Annotated in this window: 19 protein-coding genes; 8 read left to right on the forward strand and 11 right to left on the reverse strand. The window is 46.8% G+C overall.

The genetic code is table 11. The annotated features are described in order from the left end of the window. Positions 1-31: 31 nt before the first annotated feature. The 6 genes from atpB to mnmG form a co-directional block, all read right to left on the reverse strand. On the reverse strand, positions 32-940 hold the full coding sequence (atpB, locus tag ACFODX_RS04340) for a F0F1 ATP synthase subunit A (protein ID WP_378116960.1): 909 nt from the start codon (positions 938-940) through the stop codon (positions 32-34). A gap of 52 nt (positions 941-992) precedes the next feature. Further along, complete coding sequence (locus ACFODX_RS04345; protein WP_378116425.1) at positions 993-1,376, reverse strand: ATP synthase subunit I; 384 nt, start codon at positions 1,374-1,376, stop codon at positions 993-995. Between the two features lie 271 nt (positions 1,377-1,647). Beyond that, complete coding sequence (locus ACFODX_RS04350) at positions 1,648-2,559, reverse strand: ParB/RepB/Spo0J family partition protein (protein ID WP_378116427.1); 912 nt, start codon at positions 2,557-2,559, stop codon at positions 1,648-1,650. Between the two features lie 23 nt (positions 2,560-2,582). Then, the gene (locus ACFODX_RS04355; RefSeq protein ID WP_378116429.1) at positions 2,583-3,383 is read right to left on the reverse strand and encodes a ParA family protein; all 801 of its coding nucleotides are present in this window, start codon (positions 3,381-3,383) and stop codon (positions 2,583-2,585) included. 37 nt (positions 3,384-3,420) lie between these two features. Next, on the reverse strand, positions 3,421-4,026 hold the full coding sequence (gene rsmG, locus ACFODX_RS04360) for a 16S rRNA (guanine(527)-N(7))-methyltransferase RsmG (RefSeq protein ID WP_378116962.1): 606 nt from the start codon (positions 4,024-4,026) through the stop codon (positions 3,421-3,423). 129 nt (positions 4,027-4,155) lie between these two features. After that, positions 4,156-6,066, reverse strand: a complete 1,911-nt coding sequence (gene mnmG / locus ACFODX_RS04365; RefSeq protein ID WP_378116431.1) for a tRNA uridine-5-carboxymethylaminomethyl(34) synthesis enzyme MnmG — start codon at positions 6,064-6,066, stop codon at positions 4,156-4,158. A 705-nt stretch (positions 6,067-6,771) separates the two neighbouring features. On the opposite strand from mnmG, the gene ACFODX_RS04370 reads away from it, so the two are divergent. Next, complete coding sequence (locus ACFODX_RS04370; RefSeq protein ID WP_378116433.1) at positions 6,772-6,960, forward strand: DUF6435 family protein; 189 nt, start codon at positions 6,772-6,774, stop codon at positions 6,958-6,960. Positions 6,961-7,013: 53 nt separating this feature from the next. Here ACFODX_RS04370 and mnmE read toward each other — a convergent pair whose 3' ends face one another. From mnmE to rpmH, 5 genes are all read right to left on the reverse strand, one after another. Further along, positions 7,014-8,378: a tRNA uridine-5-carboxymethylaminomethyl(34) synthesis GTPase MnmE gene (mnmE, locus tag ACFODX_RS04375; RefSeq protein WP_378116435.1), complete on the reverse strand. Its 1,365-nt coding sequence runs from the start codon at positions 8,376-8,378 to the stop codon at positions 7,014-7,016. Between the two features lie 9 nt (positions 8,379-8,387). Continuing rightward, complete coding sequence (gene yidC, locus ACFODX_RS04380) at positions 8,388-10,043, reverse strand: membrane protein insertase YidC (protein ID WP_378116437.1); 1,656 nt, start codon at positions 10,041-10,043, stop codon at positions 8,388-8,390. 1 nt (position 10,044) lies between these two features. After that, the gene (gene yidD / locus ACFODX_RS04385) at positions 10,045-10,347 is read right to left on the reverse strand and encodes a membrane protein insertion efficiency factor YidD (RefSeq protein ID WP_378116439.1); all 303 of its coding nucleotides are present in this window, start codon (positions 10,345-10,347) and stop codon (positions 10,045-10,047) included. Then, the gene (gene rnpA / locus ACFODX_RS04390; protein WP_378116441.1) at positions 10,325-10,819 is read right to left on the reverse strand and encodes a ribonuclease P protein component; all 495 of its coding nucleotides are present in this window, start codon (positions 10,817-10,819) and stop codon (positions 10,325-10,327) included. The genes yidD and rnpA overlap by 23 nt, the downstream gene beginning before the upstream one ends. A gap of 106 nt (positions 10,820-10,925) precedes the next feature. Next, entirely contained in the window at positions 10,926-11,063 is a 138-nt protein-coding gene (gene rpmH / locus ACFODX_RS04395; RefSeq protein WP_324257293.1) for a 50S ribosomal protein L34, read from the reverse strand. Between the two features lie 499 nt (positions 11,064-11,562). Between rpmH and dnaA the strand changes: the two genes are divergently transcribed. The 7 genes from dnaA to ACFODX_RS04430 all read left to right on the forward strand — a co-directional run bounded on the left by dnaA (position 11,563) and on the right by ACFODX_RS04430 (position 20,359). Next, positions 11,563-13,137, forward strand: a complete 1,575-nt coding sequence (gene dnaA / locus ACFODX_RS04400; RefSeq protein ID WP_378116444.1) for a chromosomal replication initiator protein DnaA — start codon at positions 11,563-11,565, stop codon at positions 13,135-13,137. Between the two features lie 88 nt (positions 13,138-13,225). Next, entirely contained in the window at positions 13,226-14,329 is a 1,104-nt protein-coding gene (gene dnaN, locus ACFODX_RS04405; protein ID WP_378116446.1) for a DNA polymerase III subunit beta, read from the forward strand. 37 nt (positions 14,330-14,366) lie between these two features. Beyond that, positions 14,367-15,491, forward strand: coding sequence for a DNA replication/repair protein RecF (gene recF, locus ACFODX_RS04410; protein WP_378116448.1), 1,125 nt, complete (start codon positions 14,367-14,369; stop codon positions 15,489-15,491). Between the two features lie 48 nt (positions 15,492-15,539). Beyond that, positions 15,540-17,960 (forward strand): DNA topoisomerase (ATP-hydrolyzing) subunit B, encoded by a 2,421-nt coding sequence (gene gyrB, locus ACFODX_RS04415; protein ID WP_378116450.1) that lies wholly within the window; start codon positions 15,540-15,542, stop codon positions 17,958-17,960. A gap of 192 nt (positions 17,961-18,152) precedes the next feature. Continuing rightward, on the forward strand, positions 18,153-18,314 hold the full coding sequence (locus ACFODX_RS04420) for a hypothetical protein (RefSeq protein ID WP_378116452.1): 162 nt from the start codon (positions 18,153-18,155) through the stop codon (positions 18,312-18,314). Between the two features lie 199 nt (positions 18,315-18,513). Continuing rightward, entirely contained in the window at positions 18,514-19,707 is a 1,194-nt protein-coding gene (locus ACFODX_RS04425) for a M48 family metallopeptidase (protein ID WP_378116454.1), read from the forward strand. Further along, positions 19,697-20,359, forward strand: a complete 663-nt coding sequence (locus tag ACFODX_RS04430; protein WP_378116456.1) for a TIGR00266 family protein — start codon at positions 19,697-19,699, stop codon at positions 20,357-20,359. The genes ACFODX_RS04425 and ACFODX_RS04430 overlap by 11 nt, the downstream gene beginning before the upstream one ends. Positions 20,360-20,364 lie beyond the last annotated feature (5 nt).

Consider the following 20,364-nt stretch of genomic DNA (forward strand, 5'->3'; position numbering starts at 1 on the left):
AAGCCAAAAACGAAATTGAAACTAATTAAAACTAGTGTTGCTCATCTGTCTGGAACGCCATACTCATATAAACAATGGTCAGAACCATAAAAATAAATGCTTGCAGGGCGATAATCAGGATGTGGAAAAGTGCCCAAATAATCTGCAATGACATACCAAACAAACCGAGAACCAAATTCACACCGATCATAATTGCGATCAAAATGAAAATAACTTCACCGGCATAGAGGTTTCCAAACAGACGCAAACCCAGAGAAATTGGCTTGGCAATCAAGTTGGACAATTCGAGTACGAGGTTTACCGGGATCAGCAACGTTTGCACAATAAAGTTACTGCTGCTGAAAGGATGAAGGGTCAGCTCCTTGGCAAAACCAAGAACGCCTTTCTCGCGAATACTAAAGAATAAAATCAGCAGGAAAACAGTCGCCGCCATACCCAAAGTAATATTAGGGTCGGTGGATGGTACAACTTTGAAAAATACTGAATGAGGATCGGCGCCCAAAAGGTGAACACCAACTAGCTCAGCAGTTTTCGGCAACAGATCAATAGCGATAAGATCCATGGCGTTCATAAAGAATACCCACACCAGAATCGTCAGAGCTAGCGGGCCAACAACAAGGCTTTTGTAGGGGAACATGCCTTTGACACTGTTTTCCACAAATTCAACAACTGCTTCGATGCCGTTTTGAAGGCCGGTAGGCACATCACTGGTAACTTTTTTAGCAACGCTGCGGAATAAAAAGAAGAACACCAAACCTAAAAAAATCGACCATCCCATAGTGTCAACATTGATAGACCAAAAGCCCATTTGTGCGGCTTCTTCACTACTGTGTGCAAAACCCCATGAACCGTCTGGCAGCTTGCCGTAGGTAAGGTTAGTAAGGTGGTGTTTAATGTACTCAGAGGACGTAATTGCTTCTGCGTGTTCGGCGGATGACATCGTTAAGTTCCAAATGACCAAAGTTGAAAGCAGGTTTTGCTGTGGCCTCTTGTTAGCGGCGCACTAGCGGATATATCCAGCTGATTGACTGGACAATCACATAAGCCATGATCATTACTGCGGCGTACTTAGCTTGTTGTAAAAATACAAACTGAGTGAAGGCAAGTAAAAACATCACAGCGGTAATAATAAATTTGCCCAAGGCGCCCAGATAAAAAGAGGCGACTATTTTCTGCGCGGATGTGCCCAAAGGCGGGCGAAACGCCATTAGCACTAGCCAGCCACTTGCTGTTGTACTAATGAACCCACCGCACAGCAATGAAATTGCAATTTGGTAATTTGCTGCAAGACCTGCAGCGCCGAGAGCCAGAGTGAGGCACAACTGCATCAACACCGATTGAAGAGCAAACTGACGCCCCTTGAGATAACGAGACACTGTAGCTCTCCATTTTTTGGCGGCAGCATTCTGTCACAAAGAGTTGCGCATTACCATTAGGCTAACCGCTTGGGCAACAGGCACCCAAACGTCGCGCATTATAGAGATTAAGCCCTCCAGCGGCAACCACTGGACTAGCATCAAATTCAAATAGTGACTAGTAAATTCGCTGTAAATTTACCTGTGCCCGACAAAACAATATGCCCTAAGCAGGGGCGGAAAATATGTTTTTCGCACTTCCCTGGATCACTTAATTACCAATGCAGGGAAGTTATTTGATATGCGCAAGAATGCCGTCGAGCTCATCGAGGGAGTTGTAACTGATCACCAACTTACCTTTGCCTTTGTTGCCGTGTTGGATTTCAACACCCGCCCCCAAGGTTTTGGAGAGTTTGTCTTGCAGGCGGCGAATGTCCGCCGACACTTGAACTTCAGGTTTTTCCTTGTCCTGATTTTTCCCCTCTTGGTGTAAACGCACCAAGGCTTCGGTTTGGCGAACAGATAATCCCTTGGCCACTATCTGGCGAGCAATGGCACGCTGCGCTTCAGGTTCTAGGGTAAGCAGGGCGCGTGCGTGCCCCATTTCCAAATCACCGTGTTCAAGCAGGGTTTTTACTTCGTCGCTCAGTGCAATCAAGCGCAGTAAATTAGTGATAGTGGTGCGCGATTTACCCACAGCTTGCGCCACTTCGGCGTGGGTCAGTTCAAATTCGTCTTGCAGGCGTTTTAAGGCAACCGCTTCTTCGATAGGGTTGAGATTTTCGCGCTGGATATTTTCGATAAGTGCCATGGCGATGGCTGCTTCATCGGGTACATCGCGAATCACGGCGGGGATTTTATCCAGACCGGCAATTTGGGTTGCGCGCCAGCGGCGCTCACCGGCGATAATTTCGTACCGTCCTTCACCAATCGAGCGCACCACAATAGGTTGCATCACACCCTGGGCTTTGATGGATTCGGCTAATTCTTCCAGCGCTTCGGTGTGCATATCGCGACGCGGCTGGTATTTTCCGCGCTGGATCAATTCCACCGGAAGATGTGCAAGTTTGCCATCGCGGTATTCGATTTTGTTATCTACGTCCGCTGGATTAAGTGGCATTTCTGGCGCCGGAGCAGTTACCCCCAAACCGGCACTCAGGAGTGCATCCAAACCTTTTCCTAATCCTTTGCGTTTCGTGGACATCTAGTTTCGCCTTATACAATTTATTAGAGAGTTTCTGCAGCAGCAGCCATTTTTTCGCTGCTTTCATTGCGGCGTAAAATTTCGCCGGCAAGCGCCAGATAAGCAATAGCGCCTTTGGATTGACGATCAAACGCCAACACCGGCATACCAAAACTGGGCGCTTCTGCCAGACGAACATTGCGCGGAATACAAGTGCGATAGAGTCGATCACCAAAATGTTGCTGCAGTTGCGCCGACACATCGTTGGTCAAGCTATTGCGCGGATCATACATAGTGCGCAGCAGACCTTCTATTTTTAAATTCGGATTCAATAATTTCTGAATTTGGTTGATTGTACCTACCAACGCCGATAGCCCCTCCAACGCATAGTACTCACATTGCATGGCGATAATGACGCCGTCACAGGCCGTAAGCGCATTCAAGGTGAGCATATTCAGGGAAGGTGGGCAGTCGATAAGTATGTAATCAAATTGATCGCGCACCTGATTCAACGCATTCTGTAACCGGCGTTCTTTATTATCGAGCGCCAGCATTTCTACCTCGGCAGCCGTCAAATCGCCATTGGCCGGTAGTACCTGATATTTGCCGCTCTCTGACAGAACTAAACAGGCGGTGATAGGTTCGCGTTCAGTGAGCACATCGTAAATGGATTTTTCTACTTCGTTTTTATTAACACCACTGCCCATGGTGGCATTGCCCTGGGGATCCAAATCCACCAATAGCACTCGCTTTTTAGTGGCAACCAGCGAAGCCGCTAAATTCACACAGGTTGTGGTTTTGCCCACTCCACCTTTTTGATTGGCAATGGCGTAGATTTTGGTCAAGTGAAAATCCTATAACCACAGTGTGGTTTAACAAGTGTTATGGTCGCGGTTGCAAAACGAGTAGATGGCGCTCGCCATCGGTTTCTGCCACCTGCAATTTTATGCTGTCGATTAATTCAATTTTATCGGCAATAGGTGCCAACTCATCCTGCGGAAATAATCCTTTCATGGCGACAAACAAACCTTGCTCCGCTAACAGATGTGCGCAGCCATCAGTCATGTCTTGCAAGCTGGCGAAAGCACGGCTAATCACCAGATCAAATTTTTGCGCCGGTTGAAACTCTTCAACCCGTCGATTCTCCACGCTCACATTGGTCAAACCCAGCAGGGTTTTTACGTGAAATAAAAAACGGGTTTTTTTGCCGTTACTGTCCAACAGAGTAAATGCTATTTCCGGAAACATAATCGCCAGAGGTATACCCGGCAAACCACCGCCAGTTCCGACATCAATAATCCGCGCAGCGGGAAATTTTTTTTCACGCCTAAACCAGGGCACGACACTTAAGCTATCCAGTAAGTGGCGCGCCACCATCTGACGTATATCGCGCACCGCAGACAGATTATAGGCCTTGTTCCATTTTTCAAATTCCTGAACATAGGCCAACAATTTTTCAATTTGATTTTCATTGAGCGCTACTGACATTTCAGTCGCGCCGCGCACTAGTTGTGCGCGTAATTCAGCGGTTAATTCTGTCACTCGTTACTCGTTTTAATCCTGGGTAGATTTCATGTTGATGAAACTCATCTCATCAATTCAACACTTCCTGTTTAATCAGGACGCCTGCTGTTCGGGTGCATCTTCCTGCAGACGTCTTAATACGCCGCGTTTTTTCAAATAAATTAATACAAGAGAAATAGCGGCCGGCGTAATGCCTGATATACGCGCGGCACGCGCCAGAGTTTGTGGTCGCGCTGCTGTCAGTTTTTGTTTAACTTCATTGGATAGGCCATCAACCACCGAATAATCAAAGTCATCGGGGATGAGCGTATTTTCATAAGCGCGTAGACGATCCACATCTTCTTGTTGACGTTCAATATAGCCGGAATACTTTGCTTCGATTTCTACTTGTTCAGCTGCCGCTACATTGGCGATAGGCTCACCTTTTAACGCCGCTATATCGGTGTAGGTTAATTCCGGGCGACGCAAAAGATCCATCAAACTGTATTCACGAGTCAGTTTGGTTTGGATTTTGGCTTCCACTTGTTGCGCTTCGGCAGAGCCGGCTTGAATCCAGGTGGAACGCAAGCGCTCTTGCTCCAGCGCAATTTGCTCGCGTTTGTCACAGAACACTTGCCACTGGGCATCGCTGATTAAACCAAACTCACGCGCCTTTTCGGTGAGACGCAAGTCGGCATTGTCTTCGCGCAACAATAAGCGATATTCCGCACGGCTGGTAAACATGCGATAGGGTTCTTTGGTGCCGAGCGTAATCAGATCATCGACGAGTACACCGATGTAAGCTTGATCGCGAGTCGGACACCAAGCGGCTTTTTCCTGCGCGCGCAGCGCCGCGTTAATTCCCGCAAGCAGCCCTTGGGCACCGGCCTCTTCATAACCGGTGGTGCCGTTGATTTGACCGGCAAAAAATAACCCGCCGATCACTTTGGTTTCCAAACTGTGCTGTAAATCTTGCGGATTGAAAAAATCGTATTCGATGGCGTAACCCGGACGCAGGATATGTGCGTTTTCAAAACCTTTCATCGAGCGCACGATTTCCAACTGCACATCAAAGGGCAAGCTGGTGGAAATCCCATTGGGATAAAGTTCGTGAGTAGTTAAACCCTCAGGCTCGATAAACACCTGATGTGAGTCTTTATCCGCAAAGCGGTGAATTTTATCTTCGATGGATGGACAGTAGCGCGGGCCAATGCCTTCAATCACGCCCGAGTACATGGGTGAGCGATCCAGGTTACGGCGGATGACATCGTGGGTTTTTTCGTTGGTATGGGTGATGTAACAGCAAATTTGGCGCGGCTGCATGGCGCGGTTACCCATCACCGACATCACCGGGCGCGGTTCGTCGCCCCACTGTTTTTCCAACAGATCAAAATTAACACTGCGCGCATCAATACGCGGCGGTGTACCGGTTTTTAGTCGATCAACCCGCAGCGGTAATTCACGCAAACGTTTTGATAACGCAATCGACGGTGGATCACCGGCGCGGCCGCCAGAATAATTTTGCAAACCTATGTGAATCAAACCACCGAGGAAAGTACCAGCGGTCAGTACCACCTGATTGGCCATGAATTTCAGCCCCATCTGCGTGACCACACCACGCACCTGATCGTTTTCTACTATCAGGTCGTCAGCAGCCTGCTGGAAGATCCACAGATTTTGCTGGTTCTCCAGGGTTTCGCGAATCGCCGCTTTATAAAGTATGCGATCTGCCTGGGCGCGAGTGGCGCGTACCGCAGGGCCCTTGCGCGCATTGAGCACACGAAACTGGATTCCCCCCTTATCGGTCGCCAGCGCCATGGCGCCACCCATGGCATCAATTTCCTTAACCAGATGGCTCTTGCCAATGCCGCCAATCGCGGGGTTACAGGACATTTGACCAAGGGTTTCAATGTTGTGAGTGAGCAGCAGGGTTTTACAGCCCATGCGCGCTGCCGCCAAACAGGCCTCAGTGCCCGCGTGACCGCCGCCAATCACAATCACATCAAAACGATCCGGGTAAATCATCACTTACTACCTTGCAGCAAGGCTGCATACCAAAAGATTAAACAGGGGAAAGACAAAGGGGCGACATTATAGGGCCAGTGAGGGTTTTGCACAAAACTTGTACAGGGATTAATCAGTCGCTTTTTTGCGCAAATTTTTTATCTCCCTCACAGGACAAACAATGACACTTATTCAAAAAATGTATTCGCGTTACTACAGAGGAAAATATTTTATGAAATGAATATATGTATTGTTATTTAGGTATTTAAAAGATGTTGTTATATATAGCGCTAATTAAATTTGTGGATAACTCTATAAAATTTATATTTTTCAATATCTTATATTAATAATAAGAGGTTGGAAAAACACCCTAAAAGCTGCTTTTAAACTGCTTGGAAGCTGGTAGCAAAAAGTCGGGTTATACAGAAAACAGGGAATTTACGATTTATCCCCAAAAACCTACCCAGCTTTTGTCGAGGAGACACACAGACTTGTACACACAGAATTGGTTTTAACAGTTAAACAGTATTAAAAACAATCAGTTAGACAATAAAACTCGACTCAACTGTGGATAACCTGTGTAACTGTGTGGAAAAACATGGAGATAACCCTGAATAAAGGTTTCTTTTACTGTAAGGTTTGCTGAATTTATTTGATAAATCTGGATGATCTCGATCTGGCGATTTGCGGTAAAACTCACAGGCTCAACAGTCATGGAGACTACCAATGTTTAGTTTTTTAAGACCAAATCCACTCAAGAGTTACCGCAAGCAGTATGGCGAATTACTGGAAGCGGCTATGCAGGCGCAGCGCAGGGGAGATATCAGAGGCTATTCCAGCTTGACTGAACAAGCAGAGGAAGTTGCAGCCAAGATTGAAGCATTGGAAAAGCAGGCAGCCGAATCAGGTACCTGATCAAAAAGTTTGGCTTGATTGCGTGGTATTAGGGTGGGTGTTTGAAGCCTGGCTTATTTACCGATACAGAAACTGCTGAAAATGCGGCCCAGTAAATCATCAGGTGTAAATTCGCCGGTTATTTCACCCAAGGCGTTCTGCGCTTGGCGCAAGTCTTCGGCAAGCAGTTCACCTGCGGCGTAACCCTGCAGTTGCGCCTTGCCTGAGGCGAGAAAAACCTGTGCCCGTTCCAAGGCATCCAAATGGCGACGACGGGCGGTGAAGCCACTTTCACCGCTCTCACTGAAACCCATGATGGTTTTTAGATGCTGTTTTAAATCCTCGATGCCGGCACCGGTCGCAGCACTGATACCTATGTAGGTATCACCAGCGCTGGAGGTAAACAGCCCCTGAGCTTCGCCATTTAAATCAATTTTGTTGCGAACCAGCGTAATTTTGCGTGGATCTTGCAGTTTTTCTGTGAATTCTGGCCAGATCTGCTGTGGGGCGGTAAGCGGGCTTTGACGCGCATCAATCAGCAGTAATACCTGGTCGGCCTGTTGAATTTCCTGCCAGGCGCGTTGTATACCAATCTGTTCCACTTCATCGGGGCTGTCGCGCAAACCGGCGGTATCAATAATGTGCAGGGGCATGCCATCAATGTGGATATGTTCGCGCAAAACATCGCGGGTAGTGCCTTCAATACTGGTGACAATGGCAGATTCACGCCCACTCAATGCATTTAGCAGGCTGGATTTACCGGCATTGGGGCGACCGGCAATCACTACGCGCATACCATCGCGTACCAGTGCTCCCTGACGCGCTTCTTTAAAGACTTGCTCCAGTCGCTGGATGATGCCCTCCAGATCCCGCGCTACCTTTCCGTCACTTAAAAAGTCGATTTCCTCTTCGGGAAAGTCGATAGAGGCTTCGACATAAATGCGCAGGTGAATCAGCGCTTCAACCAATTCATGGATGCGTTTGGAGAAGGCGCCCTGCAGTGAGTGCAGCGCATTGCGGGCCGCTTGTTCGGTGGTGGCATCAATTAAATCGGCAATGGCTTCGGCTTGCGCCAAATCCAGCTTGTCATTGAGAAACGCGCGCTCGGAGAATTCCCCCGGGCGGGCGAGGCGTATACCCAGCTGGGTAATTTCGCGCAGGAGTAAATCCAAAATAACCGGGCCGCCATGACCTTGTAGTTCCAGTACATCTTCACCGGTGAAGGAATTCGGGCCGGGAAAATATAGCGCTATGCCTTGATCCAATACCTCACCGCTGCGACTTTTAAAATCACAAAAATGTGCATGGCGTGGTTGTAAAGGAATAGTGAGGAGTTGTTCAGCAACCAGTTTGGCTTTGGGGCCGGAGATGCGAACTATGCCGACACCACCACGGCCAGTGGCGGTGGCTATGGCAGCGATGGTGTCGGTAGCGATCATAGAACTAACTTATTTTGCAGAGGGTTCGGCGTCGATTTGTTTGGTAATGATGTACTGCTGGGCAATCGACAAAGTATTGTTGGTAACCCAGTAAAGCACCAGTCCAGCCGGGAACCAGAGGAACATAAAGGTAAACAGGAACGGCAGCATTTGCATGATGCGCGCCTGCATAGGGTCGGTCGGCTGGGGGTTGAGCTTTTGCATAAAATACATGGTGATACCGTAGATAATCGGCAACACAAAGTAGGGGTCTTTTACGGAGAGATCCATGATCCAGCCGAAGAAAGGTGAATGGCGCAGCTCAACCGATTCCATCAAAACATAATAAAGTGCAAGGAACACTGGCATCTGAATCAATAAAGGTAAACAACCACCAAAAGGGTTTACCTTTTCGGTTTTGTACATCTTCATCATTTCTTGCGAGAACTTCTGGCGGTCATCCCCATAGCGCTCTTTCATCTCCGCCATTTTCGGAGCCAGCTTGCGCATTTTTGCCATAGATTTATAGCTGGTTGCAGAAAGCTTAAAGAACAATAATTTTACGCAGAGCGTCAGACCAATAATGGCCAGACCCCAGTTGCCTACCAGATTGTGGATAAACTTCAGCACCCAGAATAAGGGTTTAGCTACCCACCACAGCCAGCCGTAATCAACGGTCAGATCGAGATAGGGAGAAATCTCCTCCAGGCGTTCAGTGTCTTTGGGCCCAGCGTAGAAGCTGGCACTGATCACACCCTGTGTTCCCGGTGCAACTTCATTGACCTTGCCGGTAAAGCCCATGAGGTACATGTCGTTATTACCCAGTTTGCGCAGGTGGTAGTTATTGCTGCTGCCTGCATCGGGAATCCAGGCGCTGACAAAATAGTGCTGCACCATCGCAATCCAGCCACCTTGCACACTGGTCTTTATTTCATTTTCAGCCATATCGGCAAAAGTAATCTTTTTGTATTTCTCATCAGGTGTAGTGATGGCAGCACCTAAATAAGGGTTCATTTCCAAGGCACTGACTTTTACAAAGTTTTGGCTATCGCGTTTGATTTGGCCGTAGAGCTGGGCTGACCAATTATTGGCGCTTTGGTTATCGATCAGGTAGTCGACTTTTATCAGGTAGTCGCCGCGCGTAAAGGTAAAGCGTTTGGTGATTTTTACCTCGCCTTGCTGTAAATGCAGATCGACAACCAATTCATTTTGACCTTCAGTCAATTCATATTGTTGTTGCTCGCTGCGAAACAGTGGGCGACCGGCAGCGGTATCGGTGCCATTTGCACCAATCAGACCGCTTTGTGCGAGGTAGGTGTGGTTGTTGCGATTATCCAAAAGCACAAACGGTTGGTCGGGAGTGTCCAGCTTCAGGAAGTGACGAGGTAGAGCGAGCTGCACTATATCGCCACCCAGAGGATTAATGGTCAGTTCGAAGCTGTCGGTTTTTACGGTGATTAATTGTGTAGCGGCTAGATCTGCTTTGGCCGTTTCGGTGGATTCATTGGCAGCTACCGGAATTTCACTGCTGGAGACAGGCACAGAGCCTGTTGCGGCGCTAGAAGAGGTTTGTGATGCAACAGCGGCCGGTGCCGGTAGCTGTTCCTGGAATTCGTGCCAGCGAATAACCAACATCAATAAAGTCGCGAGTATTGCCGCTATTAACAGGTTTTTTTGCCAATCCATCTTAATGACTGCCATCAGTAGTGTGTGAATGAGAAGAAGTGCAACAGGTTTTACCCAGTTGGGGGACTGGATCCAGGCCACCTTGGTGCCAAGGGTGGCATTTTAGTAGGCGACGCAGGGTTAGATAAGTCCCAATAAAGAATCCATGTTTGACGAATGCCTCTTCTGAATAATGAGAGCAACTGGGGTAAAACCGGCATTGGTTGCCAATCCAGGGGCTAAGCAAGTAACGATAGGCATGCAGTAGTTTCACTGCCACCCATACCAGCGTTTGATTTAGCCTAGAGATCAGCGGTTTTAACATTTGCGTTTACCTCTTTAGCCTTGGTGTTATTGGCCGGTGAAGTTTGCGCCTGCGATGTTAACCGATGATGGCGCATTTTTTTGAAAATTCGCTGCCACTGCTGGTTAAGTTGTTGGGTAAAGTCGCTATTGGATAGCTGTTCCAGACCGTTGCGCGATAAAAACACCATATCTACGCCGCTAAAAGCTTGTTGCTGTAAACGAAAGTTTTCGCGTACAAGGCGTTTAAAGCGATTGCGCTCTACTGCGTGTTTTAGATGTTTTTTGGCCATCACCAATCCCAGGCGAGCATGAGATAGCTGATTGAAGCGGGCGAGAATTAAAAAGTTCTGGTGAGAAGCACGCAGGGGAGCGTTATCAAAAACTGGTTTGAAATCGGCAGCGCAGAGTAAACGGAGGGATTTACCAAAACAAAACTTGTTTTGGCGGTGATTCAAACTAGCAGGCTGTTGAAATTCTATTTCGGCTGGCATAGGTGCGCTAAAAATAGTCTAGGAATGACCGTTATCGACTACTTCTATCTCACATCTGCCAATAACGAATTTCAACAAACTGCTAGTGAACCATGAAGCAATGCAATTATACGCGGGTCAGCTCTGCACGGCCTTTGGCACGACGGCGAGCTAATACCTGACGACCACCTTTGGTAGCCATACGAGCACGGAAACCGTGGTTGCGAACACGCTTCAGATTGCTGGGTTGGAAAGTTCTTTTCATGATAAACCTGTTAAAAATCCTGAGTTAATTCACACGGTGTGCGAAAAGAGGCGGGATTCTAAAGAATGCCTTTTACTAAAGCAAATAAATTTGTGCAAATAATCAACAAAATAGGCGAATTCTTTTTTTCTACTGTTTTTACCTGTTTGTGCGCAAGTTTCTCAGTGGTTGTTAACAGGTTTATCCACAGGTTGATTGCTGTTGGGGTGGTTTCTGTAACCTTAACTACTGTGTTGCTAGTTTCGTAAATGGTTGAATTTAAAAAGCTATGCCTAATCTTAATGAATTTATTTTACCATTCGTTGTGGATAACTTTTTAGGGCAAGAGTAGACTTGTTTCCCCTTGGATAAATTGCGTTTTTTGGCGTCTGTTATCACTTGGTATCATTCAGTTTTTTGGTCACAGTGTTTTGGCTGTACGTTTTTATAATTAGTGCCTTCTTTGTTTACCTCTTTTAAATAATTAACTAGCGCGCCTGCGTTATCGGGAGTTTTTGTTTTGTTGCAGTCAGTTTGGAAATTATGTGCCGCCAGTTTGCAGGATGAATTGCCTTCGCAGCAGTTCAATACCTGGATTCGGCCTTTACAAATTGATGAATCAGCGGCTCCCTCTGAATTGCGCTTGTTAGCGCCCAATCGTTTTATTTGCGATTGGGTAACGGATAAGTTTCTTAATCGTATTCGTGAGTTGGCGAGTCACTATCATCAGGGTAATAGTCTTCAGGTGGCTGTTGGTGTGGCACCTCGGCCAGCAACAGGTTTTCAGATTGCACCGTCGGTTCCTGCTCCCTATCAGGAGAGGGGCGATACCGGCGCAGCTATGCATACTGCAGCCCAGAATTCACCAGAGACAGCTAAGCTCGGTTTTGGCGCAACCCCTATTATCCAGGCGCCAAGCGCTGTTGGTGTGTCTAAAAACTTCGCTAATTTATCGGCTAAAATCAGTGAAAATGCTGGTATAAGTTTAGAAAGTGATAGTACTGCTGAGATATTAAATCGCGAACCACTCAATAGAACTGCTACAGAGATTGAAGTAGAAGGCGGTCTAAAACACAGTAACTATTTAAATAGTGGGTCTACATTTGCCACCTTTGTTGAGGGCAAATCCAACCAATTGGGTTTAGCCGCAGCGCGTCAAGTCGCAGAAAACCCCGGGGGTGCTTATAACCCGCTGTTTATCTATGGTGGTGTAGGTTTAGGGAAAACGCACCTTATGCAGGCCGTTGGCAATGCGATGGTTGCCAAGAACCCAAATGCCAAGGTGGTATACCTGCATTCTGAACGCTTTGTAGCGGATATGGTGAAGGCATTGCAATTAAATGCAATTAACGACTTCAAGCGTTACTATCGTTCCATGGATGCATTGTTGATTGATGACATCCAGTTTTTTGCCGGTAAGGAGCGCTCCCAGGAAGAGTTTTTTCACACCTTTAATTCATTGCTCGAAGGTGGGCGGCAGATTATTCTCACTTGCGATCGTTTTCCTAAGGAAATCAATGGTCTTGAAGAGCGATTAAAATCCCGTTTTGGCTGGGGTTTGACGGTGGCAGTAGAGCCGCCGGAATTGGAAACCCGAGTGGCAATATTGATGAAAAAGGCAGAACAGGTGAACATCGACCTGCCCCATGATGCTGCCTTTTTTATTGCCCAGCGTATCCGTGCCAATGTGCGAGACTTGGAAGGGGCACTTAAGCGGGTTATTGCGAGTGCGAATTTTACCGGTCGCGCTATTGATGTGGAGCTGGTGCGCGAAGCCCTAAAAGATCTATTAGCGCTACAGGACAAACAAGTTGGTATTGATAATATCCAGCGGGTTGTCTGTGAGTATTACAAAATCAAGATGAACGACATGATCTCCAAGCGCCGCAGTCGTTCAGTAGCTCGCCCAAGGCAAGTCGCCATGGCTCTTGCAAAGGAATTAACCAACCACAGTTTGCCTGAGATTGGTGAAGCTTTTGGGGGGCGCGACCATACCACTGTGCTGCATGCTTGTCGCAAAATAAAAGAATTGCAGGAAGAAACAGCGGATATCCGCGAGGATATGAAAAACCTACTTCGGTCACTAACTACCTGATTTACTTATTTTTTTGCTGTGTTGTACCTGAGGTGAACCTCAGCTTGAGATAAAACCAGTCCCGGATGATTACTTAAGAGACCATCACATGAAATTTGCCGTATCTCGCGAAGCCTTGCTTAAACCCTTACAACTGGTCGCTGGTGTGGTGGAGCGTCGTCAAACGCTACCGGTGTTATCCAATGTATTGATTCAGTTAAATGGTGACCAGTTATCCCTAACCGGTACAGACCTCGAGGTAGAAATAGTCGGGCGTATTACCCTGGAACAGCCGGGCCAATCCGGCGATATTACTGTTCCCGCACGTAAGCTGGTTGATATATGCCGCTCACTACCTGACGCTAGTAATATCGAATTCACTCTCGATGAAAACCGCATTCTGGTTAAATCCGGCCGCAGTCGTTTTACGCTTTCCACTTTACCGGCCGCTGATTTTCCAAACGTAGAAGATTCCCCAGGCAACTTGCGTTTTAGTTGTGCGCAACATGAAGTGAAACGTTTGATTGAGCGGACAGCTTTTGCTATGGCTCAGCAGGACGTTCGCTACTATTTGAATGGTATGTTGTGGGAGGTACGTCAGGATCAATTGCGCGTAGTTGCTACCGATGGTCACCGTATGGCGATGTGCACTCGTGCCGTTGCTGTAAATACTAATGACGTTGTGCAGGCAATTTTGCCACGTAAAGGTGTGTTGGAATTATCCCGTTTGCTGGATGATTCAACTGCGCAAGTGGAAATAGTGCTGAGTTCAAATCATATTCGCGTTACCTCTATGGATTACACTTTCACGTCCAAACTGGTAGATGGCAAATTTCCTGAGTATGAGCGTGTTCTACCACGTGGTGGTAATAAAGTGGTAATTGGCTCCCGGCTTGAGCTGAAACAGGCGTTTGCGCGCACAGCAATTCTTTCTAATGAAAAGTACCGTGGTGTTCGTCTTCTGTTATCAGATGGCAGCCTGACCATAGTGGCCAATAACCCTGAGCAAGAAGAAGCTGAAGAGCAAGTCACTGTGGACTACAGTGGTGATTCGCTGGAAGTTGGTTTTAATGTTAGTTATCTGCAAGATGTTACCAACGTAATCAGCAATGAAAATATAAAGATTACCCTTTCAGATGCGAACTCCAGTGCTTTGCTAGAAGAGCCTGAAAACAGCGATTCCCTCTATGTTGTTATGCCAATGCGCCTCTAGTTGGAGAGACGTATTTCAATAGCGCTCCGCTGGTCTTATGACCCTTAAACGTCTCTTCATTCAAAACCTGCGTAATCTGGAAGGGGTGGATATCCACCCCTCGTCCAGAGTAAACCTGATTTTTGGCGAAAACGGTTCCGGGAAAACCAGTGTGCTAGAGGCAATTAACTTGCTAGCACTGGGTCGTTCTTTTCGCAGTCACAAACATAAGCCATTAATTCGTCATCAACAAACTGCATTTACTGTATTTGGTCGCGTTCATACTGATGACGAGTCTGAAGTTCCTATAGGTATCAACCGCTCTCTTGATGGTGAAGCGCAGTTTAAAGCCAATGGTGTGATGGTTGCTTCTGCTGCAGATTTAGCCAGCCATTTACCAGTACAAGTTATAAATTCAGACACCTTTTCGCTGCTTGAAGGTAGCCCCAAAGTAAGACGTCAGTTTATAGATTGGCTAGTGTTCCACGTGGAACCTCAGTTCTTCCCAACATGGAAGGCCATCCAACGTTGCCTTAAACACCGCAATAGCCTGTTGCGGCGTGATAGAATAGACCGCTTTGAATTAGCCAGTTGGGATCAGGAATTAGCGGCCCTTACAGAAAAAATTCATGAGTTTCGTTCTGCCTGTATGCTCCAGTTCTCTGAAAGTTTTTCACAGCTTTTGGGTGAGTTCCTAACCTTGGATGGAATCAGGCTTAGCTATTACCGTGGTTGGGATAAAGAGCGAAATTATTCCGAGGTACTAACGGAAGGATTAGAACGGGATCAGCGCTTGGGTTATACCCACTTGGGTAGTCACAGAGCAGATTTAAAAATAACAGTTAACGGTCAAGATGCTGCAGAACTACTTTCTCGTGGCCAACAAAAATTACTGGTATGTGCGCTAAAAATCGCCCAGGGATACGTGTTTAATCAAATAACCGGTCGAAAGTCTATCTATTTAGTAGATGACCTTCCCGCGGAGTTAGATGATAAACATCGCCAGTTGTTGGTGCATTGGCTTGATACTATGCAGACCCAAGTCTTTATTACTGGAGTTGAGCAAGAGACACTTCTTTCCAGTTGGCGCGATAAAACAGATGTTGTCCCTAAAATGTTTCACGTGGAACAGGGTAGGGTAAGGGAAGTAAGTGAAATACTAACTTCCGGATTGAATGAATAGGTATCAGCTTCTCGCTGATCGCTACTGAATAAAAAGCGGAGAAATGCTATGTCAGAAGAGAATGTTTACGACTCGTCCAGTATTAAAGTCCTTAAGGGGCTGGATGCGGTGCGTAAGCGCCCAGGGATGTATATTGGCGACACAGATGATGGCTCTGGTCTGCATCATATGGTGTTTGAAGTTGTAGATAACTCTATCGACGAAGCATTGGCTGGCCACTGTGATGAAGTGCGCGTGACTATCCACCCGGATGAAACTGTATCTGTTTCAGATAATGGACGCGGTATTCCTACTGAAATGCACGAAGAGGGTGTTTCAGCCGCTGAAGTGATTATGACTGTGCTCCACGCCGGCGGTAAGTTTGACGACAATACCTATAAGGTATCGGGTGGTTTGCACGGCGTAGGTGTGTCGGTAGTTAACGCTTTGTCTGAGTGGCTAAAACTGACAATCCGCCGCGGTGGTAAGATTCACGAGCAGATCTATCGCCACGGTGTACCCGATGCGCCCCTGGCAGTAGTAGGTGATTCAAGCACTACCGGCACTGAAATTCATTTTAAGCCCTCAGCAGAAACCTTCACTAACATCGAATTTCACTTCGAGTTGCTGGCAAAACGTTTGCGTGAGCTTTCTTTCCTGAATTCAGGTGTACGTATCGTATTAAAGGATGAGCGCACCGCTAAAGAAGAAGTCTATGAATATGAAGGTGGTTTACGTGCCTTTGTAGATCATTTAAATAAAAATAAAACCACCATAAACAAGATGGTGCATTTTGTTTCCCTTAAACGCGATGATGGTATAGGCGTTGAAGTAGCGCTGCAGTGGAATGACTCCTTTCAGGAAAACCTGTTCTGCTATACCAACAATATTCCGCAGCGCGATGGTGGCACTCATTTGGCCGGCTTCCGTGCGGCTTTAACCCGTGGCCTGAATACCTATATAGAGAAAGAAGGTATCGCCAAGAACGCCAAAGTCGCCACTACCGGTGATGATGCGCGTGAAGGGCTAACGGCGATTATCTCGGTAAAGGTGCCTGATCCTAAATTCTCTAGCCAAACCAAAGACAAACTTGTCTCCTCTGAAGTGAAAGCGGCAGTAGAGCAGGAGATGAACGAGCATTTTGGCGCCTATCTGCTGGAAAACCCACAAGAAGCGAAAGCCATTGTTGGCAAGATGATCGACGCTGCACGTGCGCGTGAAGCGGCGCGTAAAGCGCGTGAGATGACTCGCCGCAAAGGCGCTTTGGATATCGCAGGCCTGCCCGGTAAGTTGGCAGACTGTCAGGAAAAAGATCCGGCACTGTCTGAACTCTACCTGGTAGAGGGTGACTCAGCGGGTGGTTCAGCCAAACAGGGTCGCGCACGTAAAACCCAGGCGATTCTGCCGCTCAAGGGTAAGATCCTGAACGTGGAAAAAGCCCGTTTTGACAAAATGTTATCCTCTGCTGAAGTCGGCACCCTGATTACTGCACTCGGCTGCGGTATAGGTAAAGAGGATTACAATCCGGAAAAACTGCGCTATCACAGCATTATTATCATGACCGACGCCGACGTTGACGGTTCGCACATCCGCACACTGTTGCTGACTTTCTTCTTCCGTCAAATGCGCGAGTTGATCGAACGCGGCCATGTATACATTGCCCAACCACCGCTGTACAAAATCGCCAAGGGTAAACAAGAGCAATACCTGAAAGATGAATCGGCGATGACCGAGTTCCTGACACAAGCCGCTTTGGAAGATGCCAGCCTTTACGTCAACCCCAGTGCCCCACCTGTTGCCGGTGAAGCCTTGGAAAAGCTGGTTTACGAATACCGCAAGGTGATGGCAACCATCGAGCGTTTGTCGCGTCTTTACCCGGCAGATGTACTGGAAAAAATGATCTATTTGCCAGCTATTCGCCCAGAGCATTTGGCGGATCAAGGCCATATGCAGCAATGGTGCGATCAAATGGCGGCGCATTTCAGTATGGATGCCCGTGCCGGTAGCCAGCGCTATAAGATCACTGTGCGTGAAGACAGCGAACGTCACCTGTTTATGCCGCAAGTGGAAATCACCGCCCATGGCATTGCGACTCCTTACCCTTTCAACCATGACTTCTTTGCTTCAGGCGAATACGCCTCAATAATTGCGCTGGGTGAAAAGCTCGAAAACCTGATTGAAGAAGGTGCCTATATTCAGCGCGGTGAGCGCAAACAGCCAGTAACCAAGTTTGCAGAAGGTTTGGAATGGTTGATGAAGGAATCGCGCAAGGGCTACAACATCCAGCGCTACAAAGGTTTGGGTGAGATGAACCCCGAGCAATTATGGGAAACCACTATGAATCCGGAAACGCGCCGTATGCTGCGTGTGACCATCCAGGATGCTATAGCGGCTGACCAGATCTTCACTTGCTTGATGGGTGATAACGTGGAACCACGCCGTGATTTTATCGAAACCAATGCATTGGCTGTAGCTAACCTGGATATTTAATTTATATTATAATATTATTTTTTATGTAAATAAGAAAAGCCGAATTCCGTTGAATCCGGCTTTTCTTATTTGAAAATGAAATAAAAATGACTTCATAATCCCGAATAGGCATTTCCGGCTGGTCTACACTTATAACGAAGTGCTAATAAAAATTAACCTTTGTATTAAACGCTGAGTAAGACGGATGTAATGATGAGCGAAGTAAAAACCCCGAAAGTACTGTTAACGCAAATAGAAGATGCCCTGGAAGAGCGTCAGAATAATGATCGACGCCAACAACACAAAGGTGTCCCCCATAATGTGACTGAAGATCGCCGTCAGGGTGATCGGCGGACACAGCCGGCTAAAAGCTAGCTAGATTTTCCAAGGGGCGTTAAGCCCCTTAATTTTGTCCCCTCCCAGTTAACACTATCCCACTCGCACCACTATTTTTTATTGCCGCAATTTCTTTTGAGTTTGCATTTTTTGTGCGATGTAATTTGCATCACTTGCAAAAATCATCGAGCATAGGCTCGGCTATGGTGCCTTAAGCTAATCAACCAAGGGAGTCAAAGTGCAAATATCAGGACAAGATCAATACGATTGTATTGGTTTTCACAACCAGCTGCCCAAAGGTAAAGCCTCGGGCATTATGACAATTCACTCAGGTCACATTGAATTCTGTATTGCAGAACAGCGTATTAACTTGCCGCTTCAGGGGTTGAAGGTCAGTTTGGGTGGTGCCAGTAATCGCCTTGTATATTTTGAAAATCCCAATCTTCCTGGCTGGAATTTTTATACCAGCGATCGCCGCGTTTTAAAAAATCCACAGCTACATCGACTGCCCAGCGTTTCCAAATTGCTCAGGGGTGCGCGCAATAAACATTGGTTTGGTTGGGGGTTAATTACGGCGGTAATTACACTGATTGTTGCTGTGCCTTTATTAATTGTGTTGCGCATGGATTTTTTTACCGGTGTTATCGCCAAAAAAATCCCGCTGGAATGGGAACAAAAAATTGGTGAATCGGCTATCGCCCAATATCAATTTGGAAAACAATTTTTAGATCAACAAGAATCCGAACGTTTACTTAAACCTTTGGTAGATCCGCTAATCAACGCGCTGAAAAATAGCCGCTACCAATACCGTTTTCAAATTGTAAAAGAGGGCAGCCTCAACGCTTTTGCCCTGCCTGGTGGTCAGGTAGTAATTCATTCTGAATTGATTTTGCGCGCCGATTCTGCCGAAGAATTACTGGGTGTACTTGCCCATGAAATCCAACATGTTGAACAGCAACATGGCTTGCGCAATGTAATAGGAACAAGCGGTATTTATATGATTGCCAGTGCGGTTTTTGGTGATACTTCCGGTTTATTGGCGCTGGTTAGTGGTGCTGCTCCCTTATTAATTAACCAAAGTTATTCACGCGGTTTTGAAACCCAAGCAGACCTTGAAGGTTTTGCGCTCTTGCAAAAAGCCAATATTAATCCGATTGGTCTGGCCAGATTTTTTGAAAAAATGATCGATGAAGAAAAAAAGCAAATGGATAAGCTAATGGATCAAGACAATCAGGAGCTTGCCAAACAAGCATTAAAATTTTTATCCACCCATCCGGCCAGTGAAGATCGTATAAAACGTTTGCAATTACTGGCAGAAAAAAATGCACCCAAACACAAGTATCAAAATTTACAACCGGCATTTGCAGAATTAAAAACTGCAGTTGCCAGTTTCGTTGCTAATGATCAGGGAGACACTCCGAATGAAAACTGAAATAAAAGGCTCACAGGCCTTTTCTTATATTGAGGTAGAGCTGCAACCGGGCGAAACCATTATCAGCGAGTCCAATGCTATGTCCAGTATGGATGCGGCGCTGGATTTAAAAGCGAAATTAAACGGTGGTTTCTTTAAAGGGTTGATGCGTAAATACCTGGGTGGAGAATCCCTGTTTATTAATCACTTTACCAATAATACCCAGCAACCAAGACGCATGACCTTGGTACAGGGAACCCCTGGCGAAATTTGCCAGCGGCACATGGACAATGATGAAATTTATCTACAACCCAGTGCTTTTGTTGCCTGCACCGAAGGGGTAAAGCTGCAACTGGTCTGGGCGGGTTTTGTTTCTTTAATTGCGCGCGAAGGTTTATTTCGCTTAAAAATTTCTGGCAGTGGCGATGTATTTTATGGCGCTTACGGCGCTTTATTGGAGCGCGAAATTGATGGCGAATATATTGTGGATACCAGTCATTTGGTTGCCTATGAGCCGGGAATAAAACTTAAATTGCAATTGGCCGGCGGGATTTTCTCCAGTTTTTTTGGTGGTGAGGGTTTGGTTACACGGGTGGAAGGTAAGGGAAAAATTATTATCCAATCGCGCAGCATTACTGGCCTGTCAGGCTGGTTGAACCCCAAGTTCTGGTAAGGAGC

This window comes from Cellvibrio fontiphilus (genome assembly GCF_042646205.1).
Lineage (GTDB): Bacteria > Pseudomonadota > Gammaproteobacteria > Pseudomonadales > Cellvibrionaceae > Cellvibrio > Cellvibrio fontiphilus_A.

Bases quoted from the DNA above. Each gene is read 5' to 3' on its own strand.
- atpB (WP_378116960.1), bottom strand. From the start codon at position 940: ATGTCATCCGCCGAACACGCAGAAGCAATTACGTCCTCTGAGTACATT.
- ACFODX_RS04350 (WP_378116427.1), bottom strand. From the start codon at position 2,559: ATGTCCACGAAACGCAAAGGATTAGGAAAAGGTTTGGATGCACTCCTG.
- rsmG (WP_378116962.1), bottom strand. From the start codon at position 4,026: ATGTCAGTAGCGCTCAATGAAAATCAAATTGAAAAATTGTTGGCCTAT.
- mnmG (WP_378116431.1), bottom strand. From the start codon at position 6,066: ATGATTTACCCGGATCGTTTTGATGTGATTGTGATTGGCGGCGGTCAC.
- ACFODX_RS04370 (WP_378116433.1), top strand. From the start codon at position 6,772: ATGTTTAGTTTTTTAAGACCAAATCCACTCAAGAGTTACCGCAAGCAG.
- mnmE (WP_378116435.1), bottom strand. From the start codon at position 8,378: ATGATCGCTACCGACACCATCGCTGCCATAGCCACCGCCACTGGCCGT.
- yidC (WP_378116437.1), bottom strand. From the start codon at position 10,043: ATGGATTGGCAAAAAAACCTGTTAATAGCGGCAATACTCGCGACTTTA.
- yidD (WP_378116439.1), bottom strand. From the start codon at position 10,347: ATGTTAAAACCGCTGATCTCTAGGCTAAATCAAACGCTGGTATGGGTG.
- rnpA (WP_378116441.1), bottom strand. From the start codon at position 10,819: ATGCCAGCCGAAATAGAATTTCAACAGCCTGCTAGTTTGAATCACCGC.
- rpmH (WP_324257293.1), bottom strand. From the start codon at position 11,063: ATGAAAAGAACTTTCCAACCCAGCAATCTGAAGCGTGTTCGCAACCAC.
- dnaN (WP_378116446.1), top strand. From the start codon at position 13,226: ATGAAATTTGCCGTATCTCGCGAAGCCTTGCTTAAACCCTTACAACTG.
- recF (WP_378116448.1), top strand. From the start codon at position 14,367: ATGACCCTTAAACGTCTCTTCATTCAAAACCTGCGTAATCTGGAAGGG.
- gyrB (WP_378116450.1), top strand. From the start codon at position 15,540: ATGTCAGAAGAGAATGTTTACGACTCGTCCAGTATTAAAGTCCTTAAG.
- ACFODX_RS04420 (WP_378116452.1), top strand. From the start codon at position 18,153: ATGAGCGAAGTAAAAACCCCGAAAGTACTGTTAACGCAAATAGAAGAT.
- ACFODX_RS04430 (WP_378116456.1), top strand. From the start codon at position 19,697: ATGAAAACTGAAATAAAAGGCTCACAGGCCTTTTCTTATATTGAGGTA.